The sequence below is a fragment of the Ruegeria sp. BF7 genome, assembly GCF_056538605.1.
In genome coordinates this window covers 31622-53853 of the sequence record NZ_JBQFTM010000001.1, presented here as the reverse complement: position 1 = coordinate 53853, position 22232 = coordinate 31622, and the positions used below count along the sequence as shown (strand labels likewise).

Genomic DNA, 22232 nt, shown 5'->3' with positions numbered 1-22232 from the left:
AACCTGCTTGCGTCCGGGCGCGTCCTCCGCAATCTCCTGTGAAACACGTTTTTCGGAGCTTTCCTGATGCAGGACCTATCCCCCCGCGCAGCGGACCTATTGGCCCAACGTCTTTTCGAGGCCGGGTGCCGCCACGCCTTTGGTATGCCCGGTGGAGAAGTTCTGACGCTGGTGGATGCGCTGGAGCAGGCGGGGATCACTTTTCACCTGGCCAAGCATGAAAACGCCGCCGGGTTCATGGCTGAGGCCGTGCATCACCGCGACGGCGCGCCTGCGATTCTGGTGGCCACCCTCGGCCCCGGCGCGATGAACGGGATTAACGTGGTAGCCAACGCGCTGCAGGACCGGGTGCCGATGATCGTTCTGACCGGCTGTGTCGATGCGGATGAGGCGCTGACCTATACGCATCAGGTCATGGATCATGCGCAGGTCTACCGTTCTATCACCAAGGGGACATTCACCCTGACCGCGCAAGGCGCGGACATCGTGGCTGACAAGGCCGTGTCATTGGCTAACCAACCACGCCCCGGCCCGGTTCATATCGACGTGCCGATCTCGGTCGCGGATACGCGCGTATCCGGGGTGAAGCGCCGTCGCCTCACCAAACCCGCCGCCGTCGCGCCCGAGGGGAATTGCGTCGAAAAGGCCCGCCGCTGGGTCGCCGACGCTGAGCGGCCCATCGCCATCGTCGGCCTGGACGTGCTCTATGACGCCTCACGCAACGTGGTACAGGCGTTTCTGGAGCATTTCAGTATTCCCTTCGTGACTACCTACAAGGCCAAGGGTGTGATCCCCGAGGACCATCCTCTCTGCCTCGGCGGCGCGGGCCTGTCACCGCTGGCCGACAAACAACTGGTGCCGCTGGTTGAACAGTCCGATCTGGTGCTGTGTCTTGGCTATGACCCCATCGAAATGCGCCCCGGCTGGCGCGAAATCTGGGACCCCGAGGAAAAGCGGGTCATCGACATCTCTGCCGTGGTCAATGATCACTATATGCATCAGGCGGGACTGAATCTGGTGGCCCATACCGGTGCCACGCTGGAGGCCATCGCCAAGGGCAACCCTGCCCGCGCGACATGGCCGGGTGGTGAGCCCGCGCTGGTCAAGGCCGCGCTGGCGCAGGCCTTCCCAACTGATGACGATTGGGGCCCAGCGGCGGTGATCGCCGAAGCCCGCGCCGCCCTGCCTGCCGAGACGCTGGCGACCGCTGACAGTGGAGCGCATCGCATTCTGCTGAGCCAGATGTGGGACTGCCACGAAGAACGCGGGCTGATCCAGTCCTCGGCTCTGTGCACCATGGGCTGCGCCGTGCCGATGGCCATTGGCCTGAAACTGGCCGAACCGGACCGTCCGGTGATCAGCTTCTCGGGCGACGCCGGATTCCTGATGGTTGCCGGAGAGCTGTCGACCGCCGCCGAAATGGGCGGCAACCCGATCTTTCTGGTCTTTGTCGATGCCAGCCTTGCGCTGATCGAATTGAAACAGCGGCAGCGGCAGATGGGCAACATGGGCGTCGATTTCGACCGCCACGATTTTGCCGCCATGGGCCGGGCCTTTGGTGGCAACGGCCATACCGTCAGCAATCGGGAAGAACTGCGCGCAGCGTTAAACGCGGCCGTCAAGGCCGACGACTTCACCGTGATCGCCGCCGAGATTGACCGTGGAGGGTATGATGGCCGTATCTGAGGGACCGCTGAAGGGCGTTAAAGTACTGGACCTATCCCGCATTCTGGCCGGGCCGACCTGCACGCAACTGCTGGGCGATCTGGGCGCCAGCGTCATCAAGATCGAAAACCCGGCAACAGGTGGTGACGACACGCGGCAATGGGGTCCTCCGTACGTTGAGGATGCAGACGGCAACCGCTCGGACCTGAGCGCCTATTTCATGTCGACCAACCGCAACAAAAAGTCCGTTGCGATCGACATCACCACAGCTGAGGGTCAGGCACAGATCAAACGGCTGGCCTCGCACGCGGATATCCTGATCGAGAATTTCAAACCCGGCGGGCTTGCAAAATACGGGCTGGACTACGCGTGCCTGTCGGAAGAGTTTCCCAGCCTCGTCTATTGTTCGATCTCGGGCTACGGCCAGACCGGGCCGAACGCATCCAAACCCGGCTACGACCTGATGGCGCAAGGCTATGGCGGGATCATGTCGCTGACCGGTGACCCCGAAGGCGCGCCGATGAAGGTGGGCGTGGGCATCTCCGACGTGATGTGCGGAATGTACGCAACTGTCGGTATTCTGGCTGCGCTGCGCCACCGCGATCAGACCGGTGAAGGCCAGCAGGTAGACTTAGCACTGGTCGATACACAGGTTTCCTGGCTGATCAATGAGGGCGTGAACTATCTGACTTCGGGTGATGTGCCACAACGGCGCGGCAATGGGCATCCCAATATCGTGCCATACGACGTCTATGAAACCGCGGATGGTCACGTCATTCTGGCGGTCGGGAACGATGGCCAGTTCCGTCGCTTTTGCGAGTTCATCGACCACCCGGAACTGGCGGAAGACCCGCGCTTTGCCACCAATCCAGCGCGGCTGGAAAACCGTGACGCCCTGAATTCGGTGCTGCGCCCGGCGGTGCAAAGCCACGACACCGCCACGGTCATTGCCGAGCTTGAAACGCGTAAAGTGCCCGTTGGCCCGGTGCAGACGCTGGATCAGGTATTCGCCACAAAACAGGTCGCTGCGCGGGAGATGCAGATCGCCATGCAGGCCGCCCCGGGCGAGGTGAAATTGATTGGGAACCCGCTGAAACTGTCCCGAACGCCCGTAACATATCGCAGTGCTCCGCCCGTGTTTGGGGCTGACACTCAGGCCGTACTGAACGCCAAAAATCCATTCGAAGATTGAAACACAGCGCCCATTTCGGCGGCATGTTGCTGAAACATGCCGTTGAATCGGCGGTTTTTTTCACGTTTTCCACACACGGCATTTCACCAATTCGAGAGCAGCAGCGATACTGATACGACGCCGCCGAAGTCTCTGCTACATCGAATATGTAGAAATTTACAATTGGATCGGATCACACGCATGAAACAAGATGTTTTCGGACAGATGAACACCCTGAGCCAGCCCGCAAGCGTCGAGGCGTGGAATGGTGTTCTGCTTGGTTTCATGGCGCATTCGGCCAGCACGCCGCTACATCTGGGCAAAGTGCTTGAACTTGAGCCCGACTTTGCCTTGGGTCACGCGATCAAAGGTCTGTTCATGGTTTTGCTGGGTCGGCGTGAGATGACGGCGGTCGCGGTTGAGGCTCTGGCAGCTGCGAATGCGGCGGTGGAACGACAGCCGGTCTCCACGCGCGAGCGGTTGTATATCGAGGCGCTGGGTCTGTATCTGGCCGACCTGCCCTCTCAGGCCGTAAAGAAGTTCGAAGAGATTCTGCGCGCCGATCCTCAGGATACGCTGGCGATGAAGCTCAGCCACGCAACGCGGTTTGTTCTGGGCGATTCGGCCGGAATGCGCCGTTCGATTGAACGGGTAATGCCCGCCTATGAACCTGACCATGCCGGACGTGGATATCTGCTGGGCTGTCATTCCTTCGCGCTGGAAGAAACGGGCGCTTATGAAAAGGCCGAGATCGCGGGACGTCAGGCGCTGTGGATGGTATCCGACGACGCCTGGGGCCTGCACGCGGTGGCCCATGTGCATGAAATGACCGGTAACGCGCAGTTGGGTCTGGATTGGCTTGCCGGGCGCGAGGACGCCTGGACCCACTGCAACAACTTCCGCTATCACGTCTGGTGGCACAAGGCGCTGATGCATCTGGATCTGGGTCAGGTTGATCAGGTGATGGAGTTGTATGACAACTATATCCGTCAGGACAAAACCGACGATTACCGCGATATTTCCAACGCAACATCGTTGCTGTCGCGGATGGAACTAGAGGGTATCGATGTCGGCAACCGCTGGGAAGAGCTGGCCGACCTGAGCGCTGCCCGGACCGAAGATGGCTGCCTGATCTTTGCCGATTTGCACTATCTTCTGGCGCTGACCGGCGACAAACGTACCGACGCGACCAACAAGATGTTGCAACGCATCCAGAAGGACGCGCAGCGCAATCAGGGGGATACTCCGATCCGCATGTCCGATCCGGGCATTGCAGCCGCTAAGGGGCTCGAAGCCTTCGGCGATGGTCTCTACGGTGCGGCATTCGACTTTTTATCGAGTGCCCGAAATGGTATGCAACTGGCAGGTGGAAGTCACGCCCAACGTGATGTATTCGAGCGCATCACAATTGATTCTGGCCTGCGCGCGGGCCGTCTGGATGCTGTCGAGCACATTCTGGACGATCGCCGCGCCAAACGCGCCGGAGGCGAGGATAATTATGCACTGGCGCGCCGCGCATTGATTGACGCGGCGCGCGACAACGGAGACGCACAAAGCGTCCCGGCTGAATAACAAAACAAAAAAACCAAGAAGGACAGAATACGTATGGCGACAGCTTCGCCCGCTTCTGATTTTGCGCCTGTGGTGGCCTCGACGGCTGCCCCTGCGCGCACGCGCGACCCGCGGCTGGATTTCTATCGCGGCATAGCGATGTTCATCATCCTGATCGCACATATCCCCAATGACCCATGGGCCAACTGGATTCCAGCCCGGTTTGGGTTCTCGGACGCGACTGAAATTTTCGTGTTCTGTTCGGGCATGGCTTCGGCCATTGCTTTCGGCGGGGCGTTCCTGCGCAAAGGCTGGTGGATGGGCACCGCCCGCGTCGCCTTCCGCATCTGGCAGGTTTACTGGGCGCATATCGCGCTGTTCTTCTTTGTCGCCATGACCATGGCGGCACTGGATCAGAGCGGGCTGTTCGAGAAAAATTATATCTCGTCGCTGAACCTGCAGCATTTCTTCAACGACCCGTCGCCGCAGATCGTCGGGATGTTCACCCTGACCTATGTGCCGAACTATTTCGACATCCTGCCGATGTATCTGGTGGTTCTGGCGATGATGCCGCTGGTCATGGGCCTGTCTCGGATCGGGTTCTGGGCGGTTGCCTTGGCCTCGGTCACGCTGTGGCTGGTTGCCCAGACCGACGTTTTAGACCTGCCGGCCGAGCCGTGGTCGGACCGTCAGTGGTTCTTCAACCCCTTCGGTTGGCAGTTGTTGTTCTTCACCGGCTTTGCCTTCATGCGCGGCTGGATTCCCGCACCGCCGGTGTCCAAGACCCTGATCTGGGCGGCGGCGCTCTTTCTGATCTTCTCGATGCCATTTGGCTCGTGGAAAGTGTTTAGCTGGATCAATGCTGCAGCCCCCGATCTGGCTGACGAAATCCGTAAGGTCTGGCCGGTCACCAAGGAGTTACGCGACAAGACAGACTTTGGCCTGTTCCGGTACCTGCACTTCCTGTCGCTGGCCTATCTGGGCTGGGTCATCGCAGGCGAGCACGGCCACCGCCTGATCGCCACCGGGCACGGAGCCGCTGCCAAAGTATGGCAATTCCTGCTGACCGTGATCACCAAGGTCGGGCAACAATCGCTGGCAGTGTTCGTATTTTCCATGGCAGCAGCACGACTTATCGGCGTCGGACTGGACCTGAGTGGGCGGGATGTTGCCAGTGTGTTCGTCGCTAACACAATAGGCTTTGCTTTGATCATCGGTGTGGCTTACATCGCCGCTTGGTTCAAGTCTCAACCTTGGAAAACAAAGACATGAATTTTACGCGTCGCGCATTTCTGGCCTCGACTTCGGCGCTTGCGTTTGCGCCGGCCACCTTTGCCACAGGAGGTGAGACTCCGTTCGATCGCAACGACGTAATCGCCATGGCCCGGGAACTGGCCAGCCAGCCTTACGCCGAACGCGAGATGGTGCCGCAGGAATGGCAGAACCTGACATACCAGCAATACCGCTCGATCCGGTTCCGTCTGGACCGTGCGCTTTGGTTTGAGACCGAAACACCCTTCAACGTCGATTTCTTCACCCCCGGCCTGTATTTCCCGCGCACGGTGAAGGTGATGACGGTCGAAAACGGGATGGCCGCGCCTGTCGCCTTTGATCTGAGCATGTTCGACAAGTCCGAGGACGTGCCGGAACTGCCGATCGACGAGACGCTGGGTTTTTCCGGCCTGCGCCTGCGCACTGAAATGCACCGCCCCGGCAAGACCGACGAGTTCTGCGTCTGGCAGGGTGCCAGCTATTTCCGCGCGATTGGACTGCACGAGGTCTATGGCCTGTCGGCCCGCGGTCTGGCGTTGAAAACCGGTGACCCGGATGGCGAGGAATTCCCCGAATTCATCCGCTTCTGGCTGGAGCGCCCCAAGCCCGGTCAGCGCGGCATGGTCGTCCATGCGCTAATGGACAGCCCCAGCGTGACCGGTGCCTATCGGTTCAACGTCACCGCTGGTGCGGATTGCGTGATGGATATCGAGGCCACTCTGTTCCCACGCGAAGAGCTGACCCATGTCGGCATCGCACCCGGAACGTCGATGTTCCTGTTCGATCAGACCAACCACAGCCGGTTCGACGATTTCCGCCCTGCTGTCCATGACAGCGACGGCCTGCTGATCCGCAACGGAGCCGGTGAGGTGCTGTGGCGCCCGCTGGCCAACCCCACGCGCCTGCAGTTTTCGTCCTTTGTCGACATGAACCCGCGCGGGTTTGGCTTGTTGCAGCGCAAGCGTGAGTTTTCGGACTATGCAGATCTTGAGGCGAATTACCACAAACGACCCGGCCTTTGGGTTGAACCCAATGGCGATTGGGGCAAAGGTGCTGTCACGTTGGTCGAAATTCCGGCCGATCAGGAAATATATGACAACATCGTAGCCTATTGGCGCCCGATGGAACCCTATGCAGCAGGCACTCAGGTCGATCTTTCCTATCGACTGGTCTGGGGCGAAGAACCGCAGCGCACGCCGATGCCGCGCGTAATCAATACTGCGATGGGTGAAAACACCTTTGGCGAAGGGCGTCTGGCCGTCATCGACTTTGAGGAAAGCGAGCTGTTCGACGATCCCGAGGCGATGACGATCTTTGTCGACTCGCCCCATGCCGCAACCTCCGAGGGCGTGCTGCAACGCAACCCCGATACCGGTGGCCTGCGGCTGGCGTTTTCGTTTCAGCCGGGCGACCGCAACCACGTGGAACTGCGCGCGCAGTTGCTGAAAGACAAACAGCCGGCCTCTGAGGTCTGGCTTTATCGCTGGACCGCATGACCCAGGATTTGCACATCATGCCCCCGGAGGCGCCTTTGGCCATGCCCGCGCAGGATTTCAGCGCGGACTTCCGGGATGCGCAGGTACCCGAGGGCCAGCGGCCCTCGGCCGGGTTCTGGCGCGCGTTGGCGTTTTCTCCGGCGATGGCGGCCACGCTGGGCCTACTGTGGGTCATGAGCGATTGGTTCGGGGCTGAAGGGATCAATCTGATCGAAGGCGTCTTGCTGGCGCTGATCTCGTTCAACTTTTTTTGGATTTCCTTTACGGTCTGCACAGTGCTGCTGGGCATGGTGTCCCTGTCGCGACAGGAACCGCCGAAACGCGAGACCCGACCGCAGCCGCTGCGTGTGGCGCTTCTGACGCCCGTCTACAACGAAGTGCCGTGGAACGTGCTTGGCAACGCCCGCACGATGCTGGAGGATCTGCGCGCGCGGGGGGGGCAGCACCATTACGCGATGTTCATCCTGTCCGACACCCGCGATCCCGAGATCGCGGCGCAGGAGCAGGACAGTGTCGAAGCGCTGCGCACCACCCTCGCCCCCGGTCTGGAGCTCTACTACCGGCGTCGTGAAGAAAACACCGACCGCAAGGTCGGCAACATCGCCGATTGGGTCAGCCGCTGGGGTGCCGATTGGGATGCGATGTTAGTGCTGGATGCCGACAGCCTGATGACCGGGCGCGCCATCCTGCGGCTGACGGACTCGCTGGCGCGTGACCCGGGTGCGGGCCTGATCCAGAGCTATCCACAGCTGATCGGCGCACAGTCGGTCTTTGCCCGGATGCAACAGTTCGCCAATGGTGTTTACGGCATCGCCTTTGCCGAAGGTCTGGCCCGCTGGTGCGGACAGGAAGGCAACTACTGGGGCCACAACGCCATCATCCGCACGCGGGCCTTTGCGACAAGTGCGGGCCTGCCAAAGCTGCGGGCCTACAAAGGTCAGGAAAAGCTGATCATGAGCCACGATTTTGTCGAGGCCGGTCTGCTGCGCCGCGCCGGTTGGGGCGTGCGCTTCCTGCCGCGCATTCGCGGTTCTTATGAGGAAACCCCGCCTACACTGATCGACCACGCCCTGCGTGATCGCCGTTGGTGCCAGGGCAACCTGCAACACCTGAAACTGCTGGGCTCGACAGGTTTTCGTGCCGTCTCGCGCTTTCACATGTTCCACGGTGCGGTCGGTTACCTGATGTCGCCGCTATGGTTCGCGCTGCTGGTAATGTGGGCACTGATCGGCCAGGGCGAGGATGCCTCGGTCCTGCACTATTTCAGCCCTGACAACCCGATGTTCCCGCAGTGGCCCGAGATGTCGGAAACCCGCCACGTGCTGATCATTCTGGTGATGTACGCGATGCTGCTGGCCCCCAAGGTGCTGGGCGTTCTGGCGCTGCCCCTAAGCGGTGTGCGCTATGCCGAGTTCGGCGGCAGGTCCAAGTTCGTGACATCCTTCCTGGCCGAGGTGATCCTGTCGATCCTCTATGCCCCGATCCTGATGGTGCAGCAGATGATTGCGGTGTTCCGCACGGCGCTTGGCATTCAAAAGGGCTGGTCGCCGCAGGCGCGCGACGGCGGCACCTACAGCCTGCGCACCCTGATCCTGTGCCACACATTGGAAACCATCAGCGGCGTCGCGCTGAGCGTCGGTATCCTGTCCGGTCTCGTCTCGGTCTGGCTGGCGCCGATCGCGATCAGCCTTGCGCTGGCAATCCCTCTGTCCGCGCTCAGTGGTGTCTCGGCCGGGGCTGCGCGGCGTATGGTCGGGATGAGAGAGGATTTCCGGGAACCTGCGATTACCCGCTCGGCCCGGCGTCACCGGGACGAACTGAAGCGTCTGATCGAAGGCAAAGGCGTCATGACCCCTGCCGAGTAAAGTGCTTTGCGTTTCATGTGAGCACCAGCAAGGAAATGCGCGTTCGTCCAACAGGAGAGTCAGGGCGTTTCGTTTCCAACTGAACGCAAAGCGCCTGGATCAACCACCCGGCAGACCTTCGTACCAATCGACCATCATGTCCGCCCAGCCCTTGGGCACCCCGTGGCCGCCGGGGAACAGCGCAAATTCCAGCGCGCTGCCCTCGGCGCATCCAGTCCAATAGCGGCGCATGAATTGGCCGGTGGTGGAAAACCCGCTGGGTTTGGTGTCAGCGCATTCGTTGGCAACGCGCCAGATTTCCAGACCGGCAAAGATGTCGCCCTGGTGGAACCGGCCGCCCCCCAACAGCCGCCCCTCCAGCGGCACCACATTATCGGTCCAACCGTGAGTGTGAAACAAGCGCACCGGGCCGTCGCAGGCTACGGGTTGTGGGCGCCAGAAACCGCCCGAGACGGGCACATAGGCCGAAAACGTTTCCGGCGCGGCGCAGGCAAGGTAATAGACCATGAAGGCACCCGCCGAGAAACCACCCAACACCACCCGGTCAGCATCCACCCCGAACCGGTCCGAGGCATCCTGAACAGCCTCGGTCAAAAAAGCCGTTTCTTCGCGCCCTTCCCATCCGGGAAAGAAGTTCCAGCTTTGGCGGCCATTCCGCTGGGACCCTTCCGGGGCCATCACCGCATACCCCCGCGCCAGCAGAGGCTCGACCATGCTGCGATTCTTCAGCGTTCCCGTGGCGGTACCGCCATAGCCGTGCAGAAACACCACCAGCGGCGGGTTTTCCGCCTCGGGCAGTTCGATGTGATAGCCACCTGTTGCGGTTTCGCACATGCCTTCCTGATCGGCACAAGCAGCAAAACCCGTCTGGCCCGCCAGCGCCAGCCCGGTTGCCAGCGTCATTTCCCGGATCATCCTGTCTCTCCCGTATTACGCTGCACAGGCAACCCGGAGCGCACCCATCCCGGCCCTGCGGCCGACCCCAACATGCCCTCGGGCACATCTATGACATTTGTGAACCCGACCTCAATCAACCGGTTGCTCAGACGGGCCGACCGCACCCCGCGGGCGCAAATCAGCGCAACCCGAGTATTGCGGTCTCCACCGACAAGCTGCGCCAGCGCCTGCTCAAAATCATCCCGGCGCATATCCAGCTGGTACGCGCCTTCAGCAACGCCCGTGGCCTTCCACTCGCGCGGGGTTCGGATATCCACCAACAGAACTTCGCCCGACAACGCCTGCTCATGTGCGTCTGCAACACTCAGTTTATCACCCGCGTAATCCGGGGGGATCAGGCGGTATTGCCGGATGGCGAAACCGGCGGCAAAGGCCGCACCCCCGCCAAGCAACACCCATCTTCGGGTCCGGTTCACCATTTCAGCCATACAGCAACCTCCTGCGCGGACAGGCCGGTTCTATCACAGTCGTCGGGTTGGCGCTGTGGTGAAATCCGGGCGGCAGATCAAGTTCGCGTCATTATTTCGCACCTGAAACGCTATCGGCGCGACGCTTCTAGAATGCAGCTAAAAACCTGCAATAGCTGGACAGTCAGAAAATTATCCTTACAAAATCAGGATTACTTTTGACCGCTCAGACCGGAGTATCGCACTTGTCCCTATTCCTCATCGCGGCCCTTCCCTTCCTCGGAGCTGTTTTTCCAGCCCTTCTGATCCGGGCAGGACGAAACGCAGCAGCATCAGCCGCCGGGCTGACGACATTTCTGGCGCTTATGGGGCTGTTGATTCACATCCCGTCGGTCATGCGCGGAGATGTCATTACGGCGCGGTTCGAGTGGATACCAGCGTTGGGACTGAACGCGAATTTCATGCTAGACGGTCTGGGGTTCCTGTTTGCCCTGCTGATCCTGGGGATCGGATTGCTGATCATCCTCTATGCCCGGTTCTACCTGTCGCGCGAGGACCCGATGGGGCAGTTCTATACCTATCTGCTGCTGTTTCAGGGCGCGATGGTCGGGATTGTCCTTTCTGACAACATCCTTCTTCTGCTTATATTCTGGGAGCTTACGTCGCTTAGCTCATTCCTGCTAATCGGCTATTGGAAGCACCTGCCCGAAGGTCGTCAGGGCGCACGGATGGCGCTGGCCGTTACCGGTTCCGGCGGGCTGGCGATGATTGCCGGGATGCTGATCCTTGGCAATATCGTGGGGTCTTATGACCTGAGCGTGATCCTGCAAAACAAGGAACTGATCCAGGCGTCGCCCTATTACACGCCGGCGCTGATCCTGATCCTGCTGGGCTGTTTCACCAAATCGGCGCAGTTCCCGTTTCACTTCTGGCTGCCGCACGCGATGGCCGCACCAACGCCGGTTTCGGCCTATCTGCACTCGGCCACGATGGTAAAGGCCGGGCTGTTCCTGATGGCGCGGATGTGGCCGGTTTTGGCGGGGACCGATGCCTGGTTCTATATCGTTGCGACAACAGGTCTTGTGACCATGTTGATCGGCGCCTGCATCGCGCTGTTCAAAGACGACCTCAAGGCGCTGTTGGCGTTTTCGACTGTGTCGCATCTGGGGCTGGTGACGATGCTGCTGGGCTTTGGCACCAAGATTGCCGCCGTGGCCGCTATCTTCCACATCATCAATCACGCGACTTTTAAATGTGCTCTGTTCATGACCGCCGGGATTGTGGATCACGAAACCGGAACCCGTGATATCAAGCGATTGGGCGGGCTGCGGCAACTAATGCCGATTACCTTTACCATCGGCACGATTGCCGCCCTGTCGATGGCGGGCCTGCCGCCGCTGAACGGGTTCCTGTCCAAGGAAATGATGCTGGAAGAGACAGTCCACACCACGTGGTTGAACTCGCATTATCTGGTTCCGGGGCTGGCGTTGCTGGCGGCGCTATTCTCGGCGGCCTATTCCTTCCGCTTTGTCAGCCATGTCTTCCTCGGCCCACAACGCACCGATTACCCGCACCACCCGCATGACCCACCTGTCGGGCTTTGGCTGGCTCCGGCTTTCCTTGTGGTGCTGGTTGTTTTGATCGGGCTGTACTCGGCGGCTATCGTCGGGCCTCTGGTCGCGGTTGTGTCCAGCGCTGTGATCGGTGGTGAGAAACTGCCTTATTACTCGCTGAAACTGTGGCACGGGTTCACGCCTGCGCTGTATATGTCTGTCGTGGCCACGCTGGGCGGTCTGTTCCTGCTGGGGCTGCACCGCCGGGGAGAGGCACTTTGGAATGCCCTGCCCCGCCCCGAGGCCAAGACGATCTTTGAAGCCGTGATCGGCGCCTTGACCACGCTGAGCCGCGGGGTCACCGACACGTTGCACAATGGTGTGATCAGCCGCTATGCAATCATCCTGATCGCCTTCACCGTCGGGCTTGGCTATTACGCCTATTCGACCGGTGCCATTGGCCCGGAAACGCGAGAGCCCTTGCCGATACAGATCATCCCGTTCATCGGCTGGATTTGTTTGGTTGGTGCAACGCTGGCGATCATGTGGTTCCACCGCAATCGCCTGCTGTCACTGGTGCTGATCGGTGTGGTCGGCCTGATCGTTTCGATGGCATTTAACTATCTGTCGGCCCCGGATCTGGCGCTGACGCAGATCTCGGTCGAGGTGGTGACGATGATCCTGTTGCTGCTGTCGCTGAATTTCCTGCCCACGGATACGCCGTGGGACAGCAGCGCCGCACGGCGCTGGCGAGATGCAGCTATCTCGGTCGTGGCAGGTCTTGGCACCGGCGGCTTGATCTACGCGCTGATGCTGCGGGACTTTGCCTTCCCGACGATCTCGGAATTCCATCTGGCGAATTCGTATAAAGGCGGTGGCGGCACCAACGTGGTCAACGTGATCCTGGTGGACTTCCGGGGCTTTGATACCTTTGGCGAGATCATCGTTCTGGGCATAGCCGCACTGATCATCTTTGCCCTGACCGAGGCGGTTCTGGGCTCGAACGTCCGCGCCTATCTGCTGAACCGAAAACCGCACTGGCCGCAATCGGGGGATTCCCATCCGCTGATGATGGTGGTGGCGACCCGCGTGATGATGCCCATCGCGCTGATGGTTGGTGCCTATATCTTTTTCCGGGGACATAACCAGCCAGGCGGCGGGTTCATCGCGGGCCTGATCGTAGCTATTGCGTACCTGATGCAATACATGGCCAGCGGTTATACATGGGCCATCGAGCGGCAGCGCTTTTATTACCATGGCACAATCGGTTGGGGTGTGCTGATCGCTGCCGCGACCGGTTTGGGTGCGTGGTTCAATGATCGCCCCTTCCTGACCAGCGATTTCGGTTACATCCATTGGCCGCCGCTGGAAGAGTTTGAATGGGCCACCGCTATCCTGTTTGACACTGGCGTGTTCCTTGCGGTTCTGGGCGCGGTGATGCTGGCGCTGGACAGCCTGTCGCGGTTCGCGTGGCAGCCGGGCATGGCGCAGGAATTTCCGATGGATATCAACCCGCTGCGGGACGACCTGAAAGAAGACGAAAAGAAGGAGCAGGCCTGATGGAAGCGCTCGTAGCCTCTGCCGTAGGCATCATGACCGCCGCCGGGATTTTCCTGATCCTGCGCCGCCGGACATTTCCCGTGATCCTGGGCCTGTCGCTCATCACCTACGCGGTGAACGTGTTCCTGTTCGCAACCGGACGGCTGGCACTGGATGCACCGGCCGTTCTGAACAAATACGAAGACGTTCCTTACACCGATCCCTTGCCGCAGGCGCTGGTGCTGACGGCCATCGTGATCTCGTTCGGGATGACAGCGGTGATCGTGATGATCGCGCTGTCCGCCTATCTGTCCTCGAAAGATGACCATATCGACATGACCGCGCGGGACAGCGTGGACGGCGCAGGAGAAGACGCATGAACCATTGGATCGTAGCGCCGATCGTCCTGCCCGCGATCCTGGCTCCATTCATCATCATGGTCCTGCGATACCACCTGGACCTGCAGCGCATCTTTTCAGTTGCTGGTGTGGTGGCGCTGCTTGGCATTGCCCTGACCATCACAGCGCAGGCCTCTGGCGGCGATATTCAGGTCTATGAACTTGGTGACTGGCCTGCGCCGTTCGGTATCGTGATGGTGCTGGATCGACTGTCTGCCATGATGGTTTTGCTGACCGCTCTGCTGGCCCTGCCTATTGTGCTCTATGCAATTGCGTCGGGTTGGGATGACAGAGGTAAGCACTTCCACGCGCTGTTTCATTTCCAACTCATGGGTGTCTGCGGTGCGTTCCTGACCGGTGACGCGTTCAACCTGTTCGTGTTCTTCGAGGTCCTGCTGATCGCGTCCTACGGTCTGATGACACACGGTGGTGGTTCGGTGCGCCTGAAAGCAGGTGTGCAATATGTAGCCTATAACCTGCTGGGCTCGACCCTGTTCCTGTTTGCGCTGGGGACGCTTTATGGCGTGACCGGAACGCTGAACATGGCAGACATGGCGCTGCGCGTGGCCGAGCTTCCGGCTGATGACACAGCGCTGCTGCGTGTTGGGGCCGTTCTCTTGCTGCTTGTGTTCTGTATCAAGGCCGCCGTTCTGCCGCTGCATTTCTGGCTGCCCGCCAGCTATGCCAATGCGCCCCTGCCGGTGGCCGCCCTTTTTGCGATCATGACCAAGGTCGGGGCTTACTCGATCTTGCGGATGTACACGTTGGGCTTCGGCCCCGAGGTTGAGGCGACACAAGGACTGGTCGGCGCATGGCTGCAACCCGCAGCCTTGGTGACGCTGGCCGTTGGCACCGTCGGCATTCTCGGCACACAGCACATCGCGAGGATGGTCGCCTTTTGCGCCATCGCGTCGATGGGGACGCTGTTAATTGCCATTTCGCTGTTCACGGAAACCGCTACCGCTGCGGCGCTCTACTACATCTATCATTCAACCCTTGCGACGGCATTGCTGTTCCTTGTGGCCGATCTGGTTATGGAGCGTCAGGGCGGCTCCATCGAACCCAAGACACCCATGCCGCAGAGCGGTCTGATCTCGGCCTTGTTCTTTGTCGGTGCTATCGCGCTGGCGGGGATGCCGCCGCTGTCGGGCTTCATTGGCAAACTGCTGGTTCTGGACGCGTCCCGCGACGCGCCGGATGCAAACGCGATCTGGGCGGTCGTTCTGATCGGGTCGTTTGTCACCATTGTCGGGCTCGCGCGCGCAGGTTCGCTGATCTTCTGGAAAAGCCACGACGCCCAACACAACCCAACGCCAGAAACGGAAGACGAGACCCCCGCCCTGCCTGCGCCCGAGCCCAATGCTGGACTGGCCTTCACCGCCGTCTTTGGGCTGGTTCTGGGCCTTGTCATGCTGACCCTGTTCGCGGGCCCTGCCTTGACGTACGCTGGTAAAACAGCCGAGCAGCTGTTTACACCCGAACACTACATCTCGGCCGTTCTGGGAGGAGAGGAATGATGAGGCTTCTGCACCGGATTTTCCCGCACCCCCACCTGACCTTCTTGCTGACGATTGTGTGGGTTCTGCTGGCCAACAAACCCTCGCTGAACTCGCTCGTCTTCGGCCTGATCCTTGGGATTATAATCCCGTTTGTCACCCAGCCCTATTGGCCCGACCGCCCCAAGCTGCGCAACTGGCCGATGGTGGTGGAATATATGCTGGTGGTGCTGTGGGATATCGTGATTGCCAATATCACGGTGGCAAAGATCATCCTGTTCAAACGCGATGCCGACCGGCAACCCAACTGGATTTGCGTTCCGCTGGAACTTCGCACGCCCGAGGCAATCACGGTTTTGGCGGGAACCATCACGATGACCCCAGGCACGGTCAGCTCAGACCTGTCGGCACAAGGGCATAACCTGCTGGTTCACTGCCTGGATGCGCCCGACCCGGACGCGGTACGGGATCAGATAAAACAGCGCTATGAGCGTCGCCTGAAGGAGATTTTCGAATGATCGAGGTTGCGATCTGGTTTGCCTTCGCCTGTTTTGGAACGGCCATCATGCTATGCCTGTATCGGATCATCTCGGCCGAAGGCGTTGGCACCCGGGTTCTGGCGCTGGATACGATGGTGATCAACACCATCGCGTTGTTGATCCTTTACGGTCTGGCGCAGGGAACCGAGATTTTCTTCGAGGCCGCGATGATCATCGCCATGCTTGGCTTTGTTTCAACCGTGGCCTACGCGCGCTTCATGCTGCGCGGCAATATCATCGAGTGAGGGCGACATGGAGTTCCTTTTCGAAATTCTGATCGCGTTCTTTCTGATCATTTCTGGCATCTTCGGCTTTGTCGGATCGTTCGGTATGATCAAACTGAAAGACCCGATGTCCCGCCTGCACGCGCCCACCAAGGCGACCACGCTGGGCGTGGGTGGTGTGTTGCTGGCGTCGATTTGCCACTCAGTCCTGATCGAGCAGCACCTGTCGCTGCACGAACTGCTGATCACACTTTTCCTGTTTCTGACCGCGCCGATCACGGCACTGTTCATTGCCAAATGGCACATTCACCGCCATGAAAAGCCCAACGATCTGCCGGACGCGGGCGAGGATGAACTATGGGCCACTCACGCGGTCGAGCAGGTCGAGGATGTCCCTGACCACACTGCGAATTAAATCTCATGCATCACCCTCCGCTGCCCCTGACCCGTGATCTGGTACTGATTGGCGGCGGGCATACCCATGCGCTGGTGCTGCGCAAATGGGGGATGAACCCGCTGCCCGGCGCACGGCTAACGGTAATCAACCCCGGTCCTACTGCGCCTTATTCCGGTATGCTGCCTGGCTATGTCGCCGGACACTATGACCGCCGGGAATTGGATATAGATCTGGTGCGCCTGGCCCGGTTTGCCGGTGCGCGCGTCATCCTTGCCCCGGTCGAAGGGATCGACGTTGGTCGGGGTCTGGTCCGTGCACCCGGCCGCCCTCCGGTGGCGTTCGATGTGGCCTCGGTCAATGTGGGGATCACCTCGGACATGCCCGCATTGCCCGGTTTCGCCGACCATGCGATCCCGGCCAAACCGCTGGGGCCTTTCGCGGCGCGTTGGGCCACGTACCTGCAGGGCACCGGCCCCGCTTCAGTGGCGGTGATCGGCGGCGGCGTGGCAGGGGTGGAACTGGTGATGGCAATGGCTCACGCCTTGCGCGCCAAGGGCCGCGCCGCGCGGGTGACCCTGATCGACAACGCCCAAGCCCTGACTGCTACAAAGCCAAAGGCAAGCGCGACCATTCGGAAGGCAATGGCTGATCTGAACGTTGATCTGATCGAAAACACGCCCATTTCCCGCATCGAGGCCGATCATGTTGTTCTGGAGGATGGCCGTGAAATTCCGGCCGCGTTCGTGACCGGCGCCGCCGGTGCCCGTCCCTATGACTGGATCGCCCAAACGGGCCTTGATCTGCAGGACGGTTACATCCGCGTGAACGGGTTCCTGCAATCCAGCAACCCCGTGATCTTTGCCGCCGGAGATTGCGTCCATCTGTCGGAAAACCCGCGCCCCAAGGCAGGGGTGTATGCGGTGCGAGAGGCTCCGGTCTTGTTCAACAACCTGCGCGCCGCTTTGGGTGCAGGACGGATGCGGCGGTACACACCGCAGAAAGACTATCTGAAGCTGATCTCTCTGGGCGGAAAATCCGCTCTGGCCGAGCGGTTGGGCACCTCTTTCAGCGGACCTTTGATGTGGCGCTGGAAGAACCATATCGACCAGACTTTCATGAACAGATTCCGCGACCTGCCCGAAATGGCGCGCCTTCCAATGCCGCGGTTTCACGCGGCCGGACTGCATGAGGCACTAGGTGAAAAACCCATGTGCGGCGGTTGTGGCGCAAAAGTCGGACGCGGCGCGCTGCAGGCTGCATTGTGCGATCTGCCCGCGCCTGAGCGCGCAGATATCACTTCCCTGCCCGGAGACGACGCCGCATTGCTGACGACCGGTGAGGTGCAGCAAGTGATGACCTCGGACCATTTACGCGGTTTCACCTATGACCCGGCGCTGATGACCCGCATCGCTGCCGTTCACGCGCTTGGGGATATCTGGGCCATGGGTGCCAGCCCGCAAGCGGCAACGGCAACGATCATCCTGCCCCGCATGTCCCCCGAATTGCAGCACCGGACCATGGCCGAGATCATGACCGCCGCAACCGAGGTCATGCGCAAAGCCGGGGCTGAAATCGTGGGTGGCCACAGCTCAATGGGCGATGAGATGACCATCGGCTTCACCCTTACCGGCTTGTGCGAGACCGACCCGATCACCCTGTCGGGTGCCCATCCGGGCGACGCACTGATACTAACAAAACCATTGGGCAGCGGCGTGTTGATGGCCGCCGAAATGGCAGGCAAGGCCCAGGGCGAATGGGTTGTCGATGCCTTCCGGCAGATGGTTCAGCCGCAAGGAGAAGCCTCCCGCATTCTGGCAGGCGCTCATGCGATGACCGACGTGACGGGCTTTGGTTTGGCCGGGCATCTGCTCGGCATGTGCGAGGCTTCGGACTGCGGTGCAACTCTCGATCTGGAAGCAATTCCGCTGTTGGCCGGAGCGCTGGTGTTGAGCACCCAAGGCGTCCGGTCAACAATTTTCGATGACAATCGGTCGATCGCTCCGGATTTACCGCTTGGCGACAGGACCGACCTGTTGTTCGACCCGCAAACAGCCGGAGGGTTGGTGGCCGCCGTCGCGGCTGGCCAGGCGCCGGGGCTGTGCGAACAGCTGAGGCACGCGGGTTATCCGGCGGTCATCATCGGACACATGTCCGACACACCTGGCCTGCGCCTTCAGAGCTGATCCAGAATCCGTTCGATCCGCGCGGCCGCGTCGTTCAGACCCGCGCCGTCAAGCGCTGTCGCGTTTACCTTTGCAACAACCTCGACGCTGCTAACGCGGCTGGATTTGGCATAGGATGGGTCATAATGCTGTTCCATCAGCGCCCGTGTCAGCGCCTGTTTGTCGCCCGCGTCGATCAGGGAAAACCAACCATCCACAACCTCATGCCCCCGATGGAACCGCAGCGGAGAAAGCCGGTCGCGCAACCGCTCTGCATCCGACAGAATGTCGTCATAGGCGCGGGTAAGATAGGCGATGCGCGCCTCGATTGAGGCCTGGACCTGAATACGCGGCGCGTTGCGCAAAGCGGCCCATACGCTTGGTGGCAGGATCAACGAACCGATCTTGGAGGACTCGGCCTCAACCACAACCGGGCGCGCCGGATCGAGCCCGCACAGCGCAGCGGACAGAGCGGATTCGAACGCCTTCTGGCTGGGTTGCCCGCCTGGCATCTCGCCCAGCAATGAGCCGCGATGATTGGCCAGCCCTTCCAGGTCCAGAACCTGAACACCACGCGTTTCCAGACGGGCCAGAAGGTCGGTCTTGGCCGTGCCTGTGTAGCCGTCCAACGCGATCAGACGATGGGGTAAGGGGTCCTGGTACAGAAACCGGTTCACCAGACGACGATAAGTGCGATACCCGCCCTCGACCACCTCGGCCCGCCAGCCGATCTGTTGCAGCATCCAGGTGAAAGACCCCGACCGCTGCCCGCCCCGCCAGCAATAGACCAGAGGTTTCCAGCCACCTTCGTAGTGTGACAGGCTGTGTTCGATGTGGTTGGCCGCGTTACGGAACACCAGCGCCGCGCCCAGCTTGCGGGCCAGAAAGGGGCTTTCCTGTACATAGATCGTCCCGACTCGCGCGCGTTCTTCATCGTCCAGAACCGGCAAGTTAATGGCACCGGGCAGATGATCTTCGGCGAATTCCGCCGGGCTGCGCACATCAATAACCGTATCGAAATCATGCGCGTAAAGGCTGGGCAGGTCGGTGAAGTTCAAAGCCATATCAAGGGTCTATCCTGCTAAGGCCGCATTGAAAAGGCGCGCCGTCATGCCGGGATCGGCTCGATCAGTTCGGACCCGCTGGCGCGGTTCGAATTCACCGCTGGATCGACACGGTAAAAGTCCAAAACACCCTCGGCGCCGGTTCGCAACAGACGCGCGGCCCCCTTTCCGGCCTCACCCAGCCAGAGCGGCCAGTCATCGGGCTCAAGGATCAACGGCATCCGGTGGTGGATGGCACTGAGATGGGTGTTTGCGGGTGTCGTCACGATGGCACAGGTACCTTGCCGAGCCTCATCCTGCCCCCAGTCTTGCCAGACTCCGGCAAAGGCGATCGGCGCGCCATCCTTGCGGTGAATATACCAAGGCAGCCGCGTGCCCTGATCGGTCTTTGTCCATTCGTAGAATCCGGTCGCTGCGATCAGGCATCGCCGTTCGCGACAAGCCGCACGAAACGCAGGTTTTTCCGCCAACGTTTCGGCCCGCGCATTGATCAGCAGGGGTCCGGCGGTTTCGGTCTTGTACCAATGCGGCAGAAACCCCCAGCGTAGCGGGTCCAACCTGCGCCCGCTCTCTCCGGCGCGGACCACGTGCACCTGATTGGTCGGACAGACGTTGAAATTCGGCACCGCTGGCAGCGTGTTCGCCGGTCGCGCAGAAAACAGCTGCGCCATCGCATCATTGGGAAGGGTTATTGCAAACCGTCCGCACATGGGTAATGAACCATCATTAGTCGTTTCATACAGGCACAGGATGTCCCGGGGTCTCATGCAAAATCAAACAGCGAAAACCCTCAAAGGCAAGGCAGTGGCCGCTCTGGAGGCAGGCAAGCTGCAACAGGCGCTAAAAAAAGCTCAGCTCGGCGTCAAGAAATTCCCGAAGGATTCAGATTTCCACGCCATCTCGGGCTTTGTGCTGACCGAGATGGAACAGTACAAGAAATCCATCCCGCATTTTATTGAAGCGTCCCGAATGAAACCGGACGATCCGCAATTCGTGGAAAACTTGGCCAATGCTTTGATGCAGACCGGGCAGATCCCCAAAGCGCTGGATTATACAGAGCAAAAGCTGGAACAGTTCCCGAATAACAAAGAACTGAACCGCGTCCTGGATGAGATCCACCTTAAGGGCAGCAACTGGCGCATGATCATCGAACATGCGAGCAAGAAGCTGGCAAGCGAACCCGACGATGTGCATCTTCTGGCCAAGCGGGCCCGAGCCTACGCGAAGATCGGGTTTGTCGATGACAACTCGCGTGACATTTCCCGTGCCTATGAGCTGGATCCGAACAATTCCGTAATTGCATTCGACAAATCAGTGAACCTGCACCAGAGCGGCGACAAGAATGGTGCCCGAGACATCCTGCTGCGCATTCTGGAGACAAATCCAGAACATATTTCGGCGTTGCTGCAGCTTTCCACAATGGCCACCAAAGAGGAGGCTCCGGAATTGCTTGAGGCCGTCGAAACCGCCATCAGCAACAGAGACGGTGATCATTTGGAGCTTGAATTCGCCAAGGCGCATCTGATCTCAAAAATGGATGGCCTGGACGCGGCCATGCCACAGTTCCTGCGGGCCAACGCGATACAGCATGAGAGCAACCCCTACGACGCGGACGCCGAAGAGAAAAAACTGGAGCGGATCACCGGACTTTTCCCCGCCGGTATCGGTATACCTGACTCTGGGCTAAGCGATACACCGGTTCCGGTCTTTGTTATCGGACAACCCCGATCGGGCACCACGTTGATGGAAATGATGCTGAGTTCGGCCCCTGATATTGCCGGGTGCGGGGAACTGACGCTGGGCGGCGATCTGTCCCGTGAATTCGTAAAAAATGATCAGAGCTTCGATGCGGCAAACTTCGCCGAATTTGCCTGTCAGTTCCGCAAACTGATGCCACCGGTCCCTGACGGATCTGTCGCCTTTGTCGACAAGTTGCCGCACAACTACCAGAATGTTGGTTTCCTGTTGTCCGCCTTCCCCAACGCGAAAGTAATTAACATGCTGCGAGACCCCCGTGACGTCGGGCTGTCCAAATGGATCAGGCGGTTCCCGGCAGGTGGAATGCGCTATGCCTCGAATCTTTCGGCCATTGCACACTCGGCGAATTTGTACCGCCGCTATATGGCCCATTGGGATGCCGTGTTCGGAGACCGCATTCTGACCGTTCCTTACGAAAAGCTGGTCGCCGATCCGAAAAGCTATAGCCAACAGGTCGCTACATTCTGCGGTATTGAATGGCATGAAACGATGATGCGCCCAGAGGAAAACAAAAAGCAGGTCAGAACTGCCAGTATCGATCAGGTCCGCAACAAGATCTCGACCAAATCGGTCGGTGGATGGCAGAGCGTGTCCAAACACCTGCAACCCATGCTGGACGGTTTCGACCCGGCGCTCTGGCCTGAATATGACCTCGGTTGAGCAAGCCGTAAAAACAAAGGCCGCATCGGGCGATGCGGCCTTTTTGATTACAGGGGCA

18 protein-coding genes are annotated in these 22232 nt (G+C 60.2%); 14 read left to right on the top strand and 4 right to left on the bottom strand.

Annotation, left to right across the window (positions count from 1 at the left end):
• Nucleotides 1–66 precede the first annotated feature (66 nt).
• The 6 genes from ACR0IK_RS00245 (at nt 67) to mdoH (ending at nt 9020) form a co-directional block, all read left to right on the top strand.
• A complete protein-coding gene (locus tag ACR0IK_RS00245) occupies nt 67–1686 on the top strand; it encodes a thiamine pyrophosphate-binding protein (RefSeq protein WP_480639976.1) in 1620 nt (539 codons plus the stop codon).
• Nucleotides 1673–2857, top strand: a complete 1185-nt coding sequence (locus ACR0IK_RS00240) for a CaiB/BaiF CoA transferase family protein (RefSeq protein ID WP_480639974.1) — start codon at nt 1673–1675, stop codon at nt 2855–2857. Before ACR0IK_RS00245 ends, ACR0IK_RS00240 begins: the two co-directional genes overlap by 14 nt.
• Before the next feature lie 180 nt (nt 2858–3037).
• The gene (locus ACR0IK_RS00235) at nt 3038–4408 is read left to right on the top strand and encodes a tetratricopeptide repeat protein (RefSeq protein ID WP_480639972.1); all 1371 of its coding nucleotides are present in this window, start codon (nt 3038–3040) and stop codon (nt 4406–4408) included.
• Between the two features lie 33 nt (nt 4409–4441).
• The gene (locus ACR0IK_RS00230; RefSeq protein ID WP_480639970.1) at nt 4442–5659 is read left to right on the top strand and encodes an OpgC family protein; all 1218 of its coding nucleotides are present in this window, start codon (nt 4442–4444) and stop codon (nt 5657–5659) included.
• A complete protein-coding gene (locus ACR0IK_RS00225) occupies nt 5656–7155 on the top strand; it encodes an OpgD/OpgG family glucan biosynthesis protein (RefSeq protein ID WP_480595377.1) in 1500 nt (499 codons plus the stop codon). The genes ACR0IK_RS00230 and ACR0IK_RS00225 overlap by 4 nt, the downstream gene beginning before the upstream one ends.
• Entirely contained in the window at nt 7152–9020 is a 1869-nt protein-coding gene (gene mdoH, locus ACR0IK_RS00220; RefSeq protein WP_480639968.1) for a glucans biosynthesis glucosyltransferase MdoH, read from the top strand. The genes ACR0IK_RS00225 and mdoH overlap by 4 nt, the downstream gene beginning before the upstream one ends.
• Nucleotides 9021–9119: 99 nt before the next feature.
• Here the strand turns inward: mdoH and ACR0IK_RS00215 are convergent, their stop codons facing one another.
• On the bottom strand, nt 9120–9935 hold the full coding sequence (locus tag ACR0IK_RS00215; RefSeq protein WP_480639966.1) for a CE1 family esterase: 816 nt from the start codon (nt 9933–9935) through the stop codon (nt 9120–9122).
• Complete coding sequence (locus ACR0IK_RS00210; RefSeq protein WP_480639964.1) at nt 9932–10405, bottom strand: rhodanese-like domain-containing protein; 474 nt, start codon at nt 10403–10405, stop codon at nt 9932–9934. The genes ACR0IK_RS00215 and ACR0IK_RS00210 overlap by 4 nt, the downstream gene beginning before the upstream one ends.
• A 224-nt stretch (nt 10406–10629) precedes the next feature.
• On the opposite strand from ACR0IK_RS00210, the gene ACR0IK_RS00205 reads away from it, so the two are divergent.
• The 7 genes from ACR0IK_RS00205 to selD are packed head-to-tail and all read left to right on the top strand — an operon-like array spanning nt 10630 to nt 18713.
• Entirely contained in the window at nt 10630–13497 is a 2868-nt protein-coding gene (locus ACR0IK_RS00205) for a monovalent cation/H+ antiporter subunit A (RefSeq protein WP_480639962.1), read from the top strand.
• Nucleotides 13497–13856: a Na+/H+ antiporter subunit C gene (locus tag ACR0IK_RS00200; RefSeq protein WP_480595382.1), complete on the top strand. Its 360-nt coding sequence runs from the start codon at nt 13497–13499 to the stop codon at nt 13854–13856. Before ACR0IK_RS00205 ends, ACR0IK_RS00200 begins: the two co-directional genes overlap by 1 nt.
• Nucleotides 13853–15391, top strand: a complete 1539-nt coding sequence (locus ACR0IK_RS00195) for a monovalent cation/H+ antiporter subunit D (RefSeq protein ID WP_480639960.1) — start codon at nt 13853–13855, stop codon at nt 15389–15391. Before ACR0IK_RS00200 ends, ACR0IK_RS00195 begins: the two co-directional genes overlap by 4 nt.
• Entirely contained in the window at nt 15391–15888 is a 498-nt protein-coding gene (locus tag ACR0IK_RS00190) for a Na+/H+ antiporter subunit E (RefSeq protein ID WP_480640765.1), read from the top strand. Before ACR0IK_RS00195 ends, ACR0IK_RS00190 begins: the two co-directional genes overlap by 1 nt.
• Complete coding sequence (locus ACR0IK_RS00185) at nt 15885–16154, top strand: K+/H+ antiporter subunit F (protein ID WP_480639958.1); 270 nt, start codon at nt 15885–15887, stop codon at nt 16152–16154. The genes ACR0IK_RS00190 and ACR0IK_RS00185 overlap by 4 nt, the downstream gene beginning before the upstream one ends.
• 7 nt (nt 16155–16161) lie before the next feature.
• Nucleotides 16162–16548, top strand: a complete 387-nt coding sequence (locus ACR0IK_RS00180; protein WP_480595385.1) for a Na+/H+ antiporter subunit G — start codon at nt 16162–16164, stop codon at nt 16546–16548.
• Nucleotides 16549–16553: 5 nt separating this feature from the next.
• Nucleotides 16554–18713, top strand: a complete 2160-nt coding sequence (selD, locus tag ACR0IK_RS00175) for a selenide, water dikinase SelD (protein ID WP_480639956.1) — start codon at nt 16554–16556, stop codon at nt 18711–18713.
• On the opposite strand, the gene mnmH is transcribed toward selD, so the two are convergent.
• Both mnmH and ACR0IK_RS00165 read right to left on the bottom strand, forming a co-directional pair.
• Nucleotides 18704–19756 (bottom strand): tRNA 2-selenouridine(34) synthase MnmH, encoded by a 1053-nt coding sequence (mnmH, locus tag ACR0IK_RS00170; protein WP_480639954.1) that lies wholly within the window; start codon nt 19754–19756, stop codon nt 18704–18706. The genes selD and mnmH overlap by 10 nt on opposite strands.
• Nucleotides 19757–19800: 44 nt before the next feature.
• Nucleotides 19801–20466 (bottom strand): SOS response-associated peptidase, encoded by a 666-nt coding sequence (locus ACR0IK_RS00165; protein ID WP_480639952.1) that lies wholly within the window; start codon nt 20464–20466, stop codon nt 19801–19803.
• A gap of 55 nt (nt 20467–20521) precedes the next feature.
• Here ACR0IK_RS00165 and ACR0IK_RS00160 point away from each other — a divergent pair, with 55 nt between their 5' ends.
• The gene (locus ACR0IK_RS00160; protein ID WP_480595389.1) at nt 20522–22174 is read left to right on the top strand and encodes a tetratricopeptide repeat-containing sulfotransferase family protein; all 1653 of its coding nucleotides are present in this window, start codon (nt 20522–20524) and stop codon (nt 22172–22174) included.
• Nucleotides 22175–22232 lie beyond the last annotated feature (58 nt).

What these genes read in the sequence shown, in the direction of transcription:
- ACR0IK_RS00165 (WP_480639952.1), bottom strand. Translation starts at nt 20,466, where the DNA reads ATGTGCGGACGGTTTGCAATAACCCTTCCCAATGATGCGATGGCGCAG.
- ACR0IK_RS00210 (WP_480639964.1), bottom strand. Translation starts at nt 10,405, where the DNA reads ATGGCTGAAATGGTGAACCGGACCCGAAGATGGGTGTTGCTTGGCGGG.
- ACR0IK_RS00160 (WP_480595389.1), top strand. Translation starts at nt 20,522, where the DNA reads ATGCAAAATCAAACAGCGAAAACCCTCAAAGGCAAGGCAGTGGCCGCT.
- ACR0IK_RS00215 (WP_480639966.1), bottom strand. Translation starts at nt 9,935, where the DNA reads ATGATCCGGGAAATGACGCTGGCAACCGGGCTGGCGCTGGCGGGCCAG.
- ACR0IK_RS00185 (WP_480639958.1), top strand. Translation starts at nt 15,885, where the DNA reads ATGATCGAGGTTGCGATCTGGTTTGCCTTCGCCTGTTTTGGAACGGCC.
- ACR0IK_RS00225 (WP_480595377.1), top strand. Translation starts at nt 5,656, where the DNA reads ATGAATTTTACGCGTCGCGCATTTCTGGCCTCGACTTCGGCGCTTGCG.
- mnmH (WP_480639954.1), bottom strand. Translation starts at nt 19,756, where the DNA reads ATGGCTTTGAACTTCACCGACCTGCCCAGCCTTTACGCGCATGATTTC.
- ACR0IK_RS00240 (WP_480639974.1), top strand. Translation starts at nt 1,673, where the DNA reads ATGGCCGTATCTGAGGGACCGCTGAAGGGCGTTAAAGTACTGGACCTA.
- ACR0IK_RS00230 (WP_480639970.1), top strand. Translation starts at nt 4,442, where the DNA reads ATGGCGACAGCTTCGCCCGCTTCTGATTTTGCGCCTGTGGTGGCCTCG.
- mdoH (WP_480639968.1), top strand. Translation starts at nt 7,152, where the DNA reads ATGACCCAGGATTTGCACATCATGCCCCCGGAGGCGCCTTTGGCCATG.
- ACR0IK_RS00245 (WP_480639976.1), top strand. Translation starts at nt 67, where the DNA reads ATGCAGGACCTATCCCCCCGCGCAGCGGACCTATTGGCCCAACGTCTT.
- ACR0IK_RS00180 (WP_480595385.1), top strand. Translation starts at nt 16,162, where the DNA reads ATGGAGTTCCTTTTCGAAATTCTGATCGCGTTCTTTCTGATCATTTCT.
- ACR0IK_RS00190 (WP_480640765.1), top strand. Translation starts at nt 15,391, where the DNA reads ATGAGGCTTCTGCACCGGATTTTCCCGCACCCCCACCTGACCTTCTTG.
- ACR0IK_RS00235 (WP_480639972.1), top strand. Translation starts at nt 3,038, where the DNA reads ATGAAACAAGATGTTTTCGGACAGATGAACACCCTGAGCCAGCCCGCA.
- ACR0IK_RS00195 (WP_480639960.1), top strand. Translation starts at nt 13,853, where the DNA reads ATGAACCATTGGATCGTAGCGCCGATCGTCCTGCCCGCGATCCTGGCT.
- ACR0IK_RS00200 (WP_480595382.1), top strand. Translation starts at nt 13,497, where the DNA reads ATGGAAGCGCTCGTAGCCTCTGCCGTAGGCATCATGACCGCCGCCGGG.
- selD (WP_480639956.1), top strand. Translation starts at nt 16,554, where the DNA reads ATGCATCACCCTCCGCTGCCCCTGACCCGTGATCTGGTACTGATTGGC.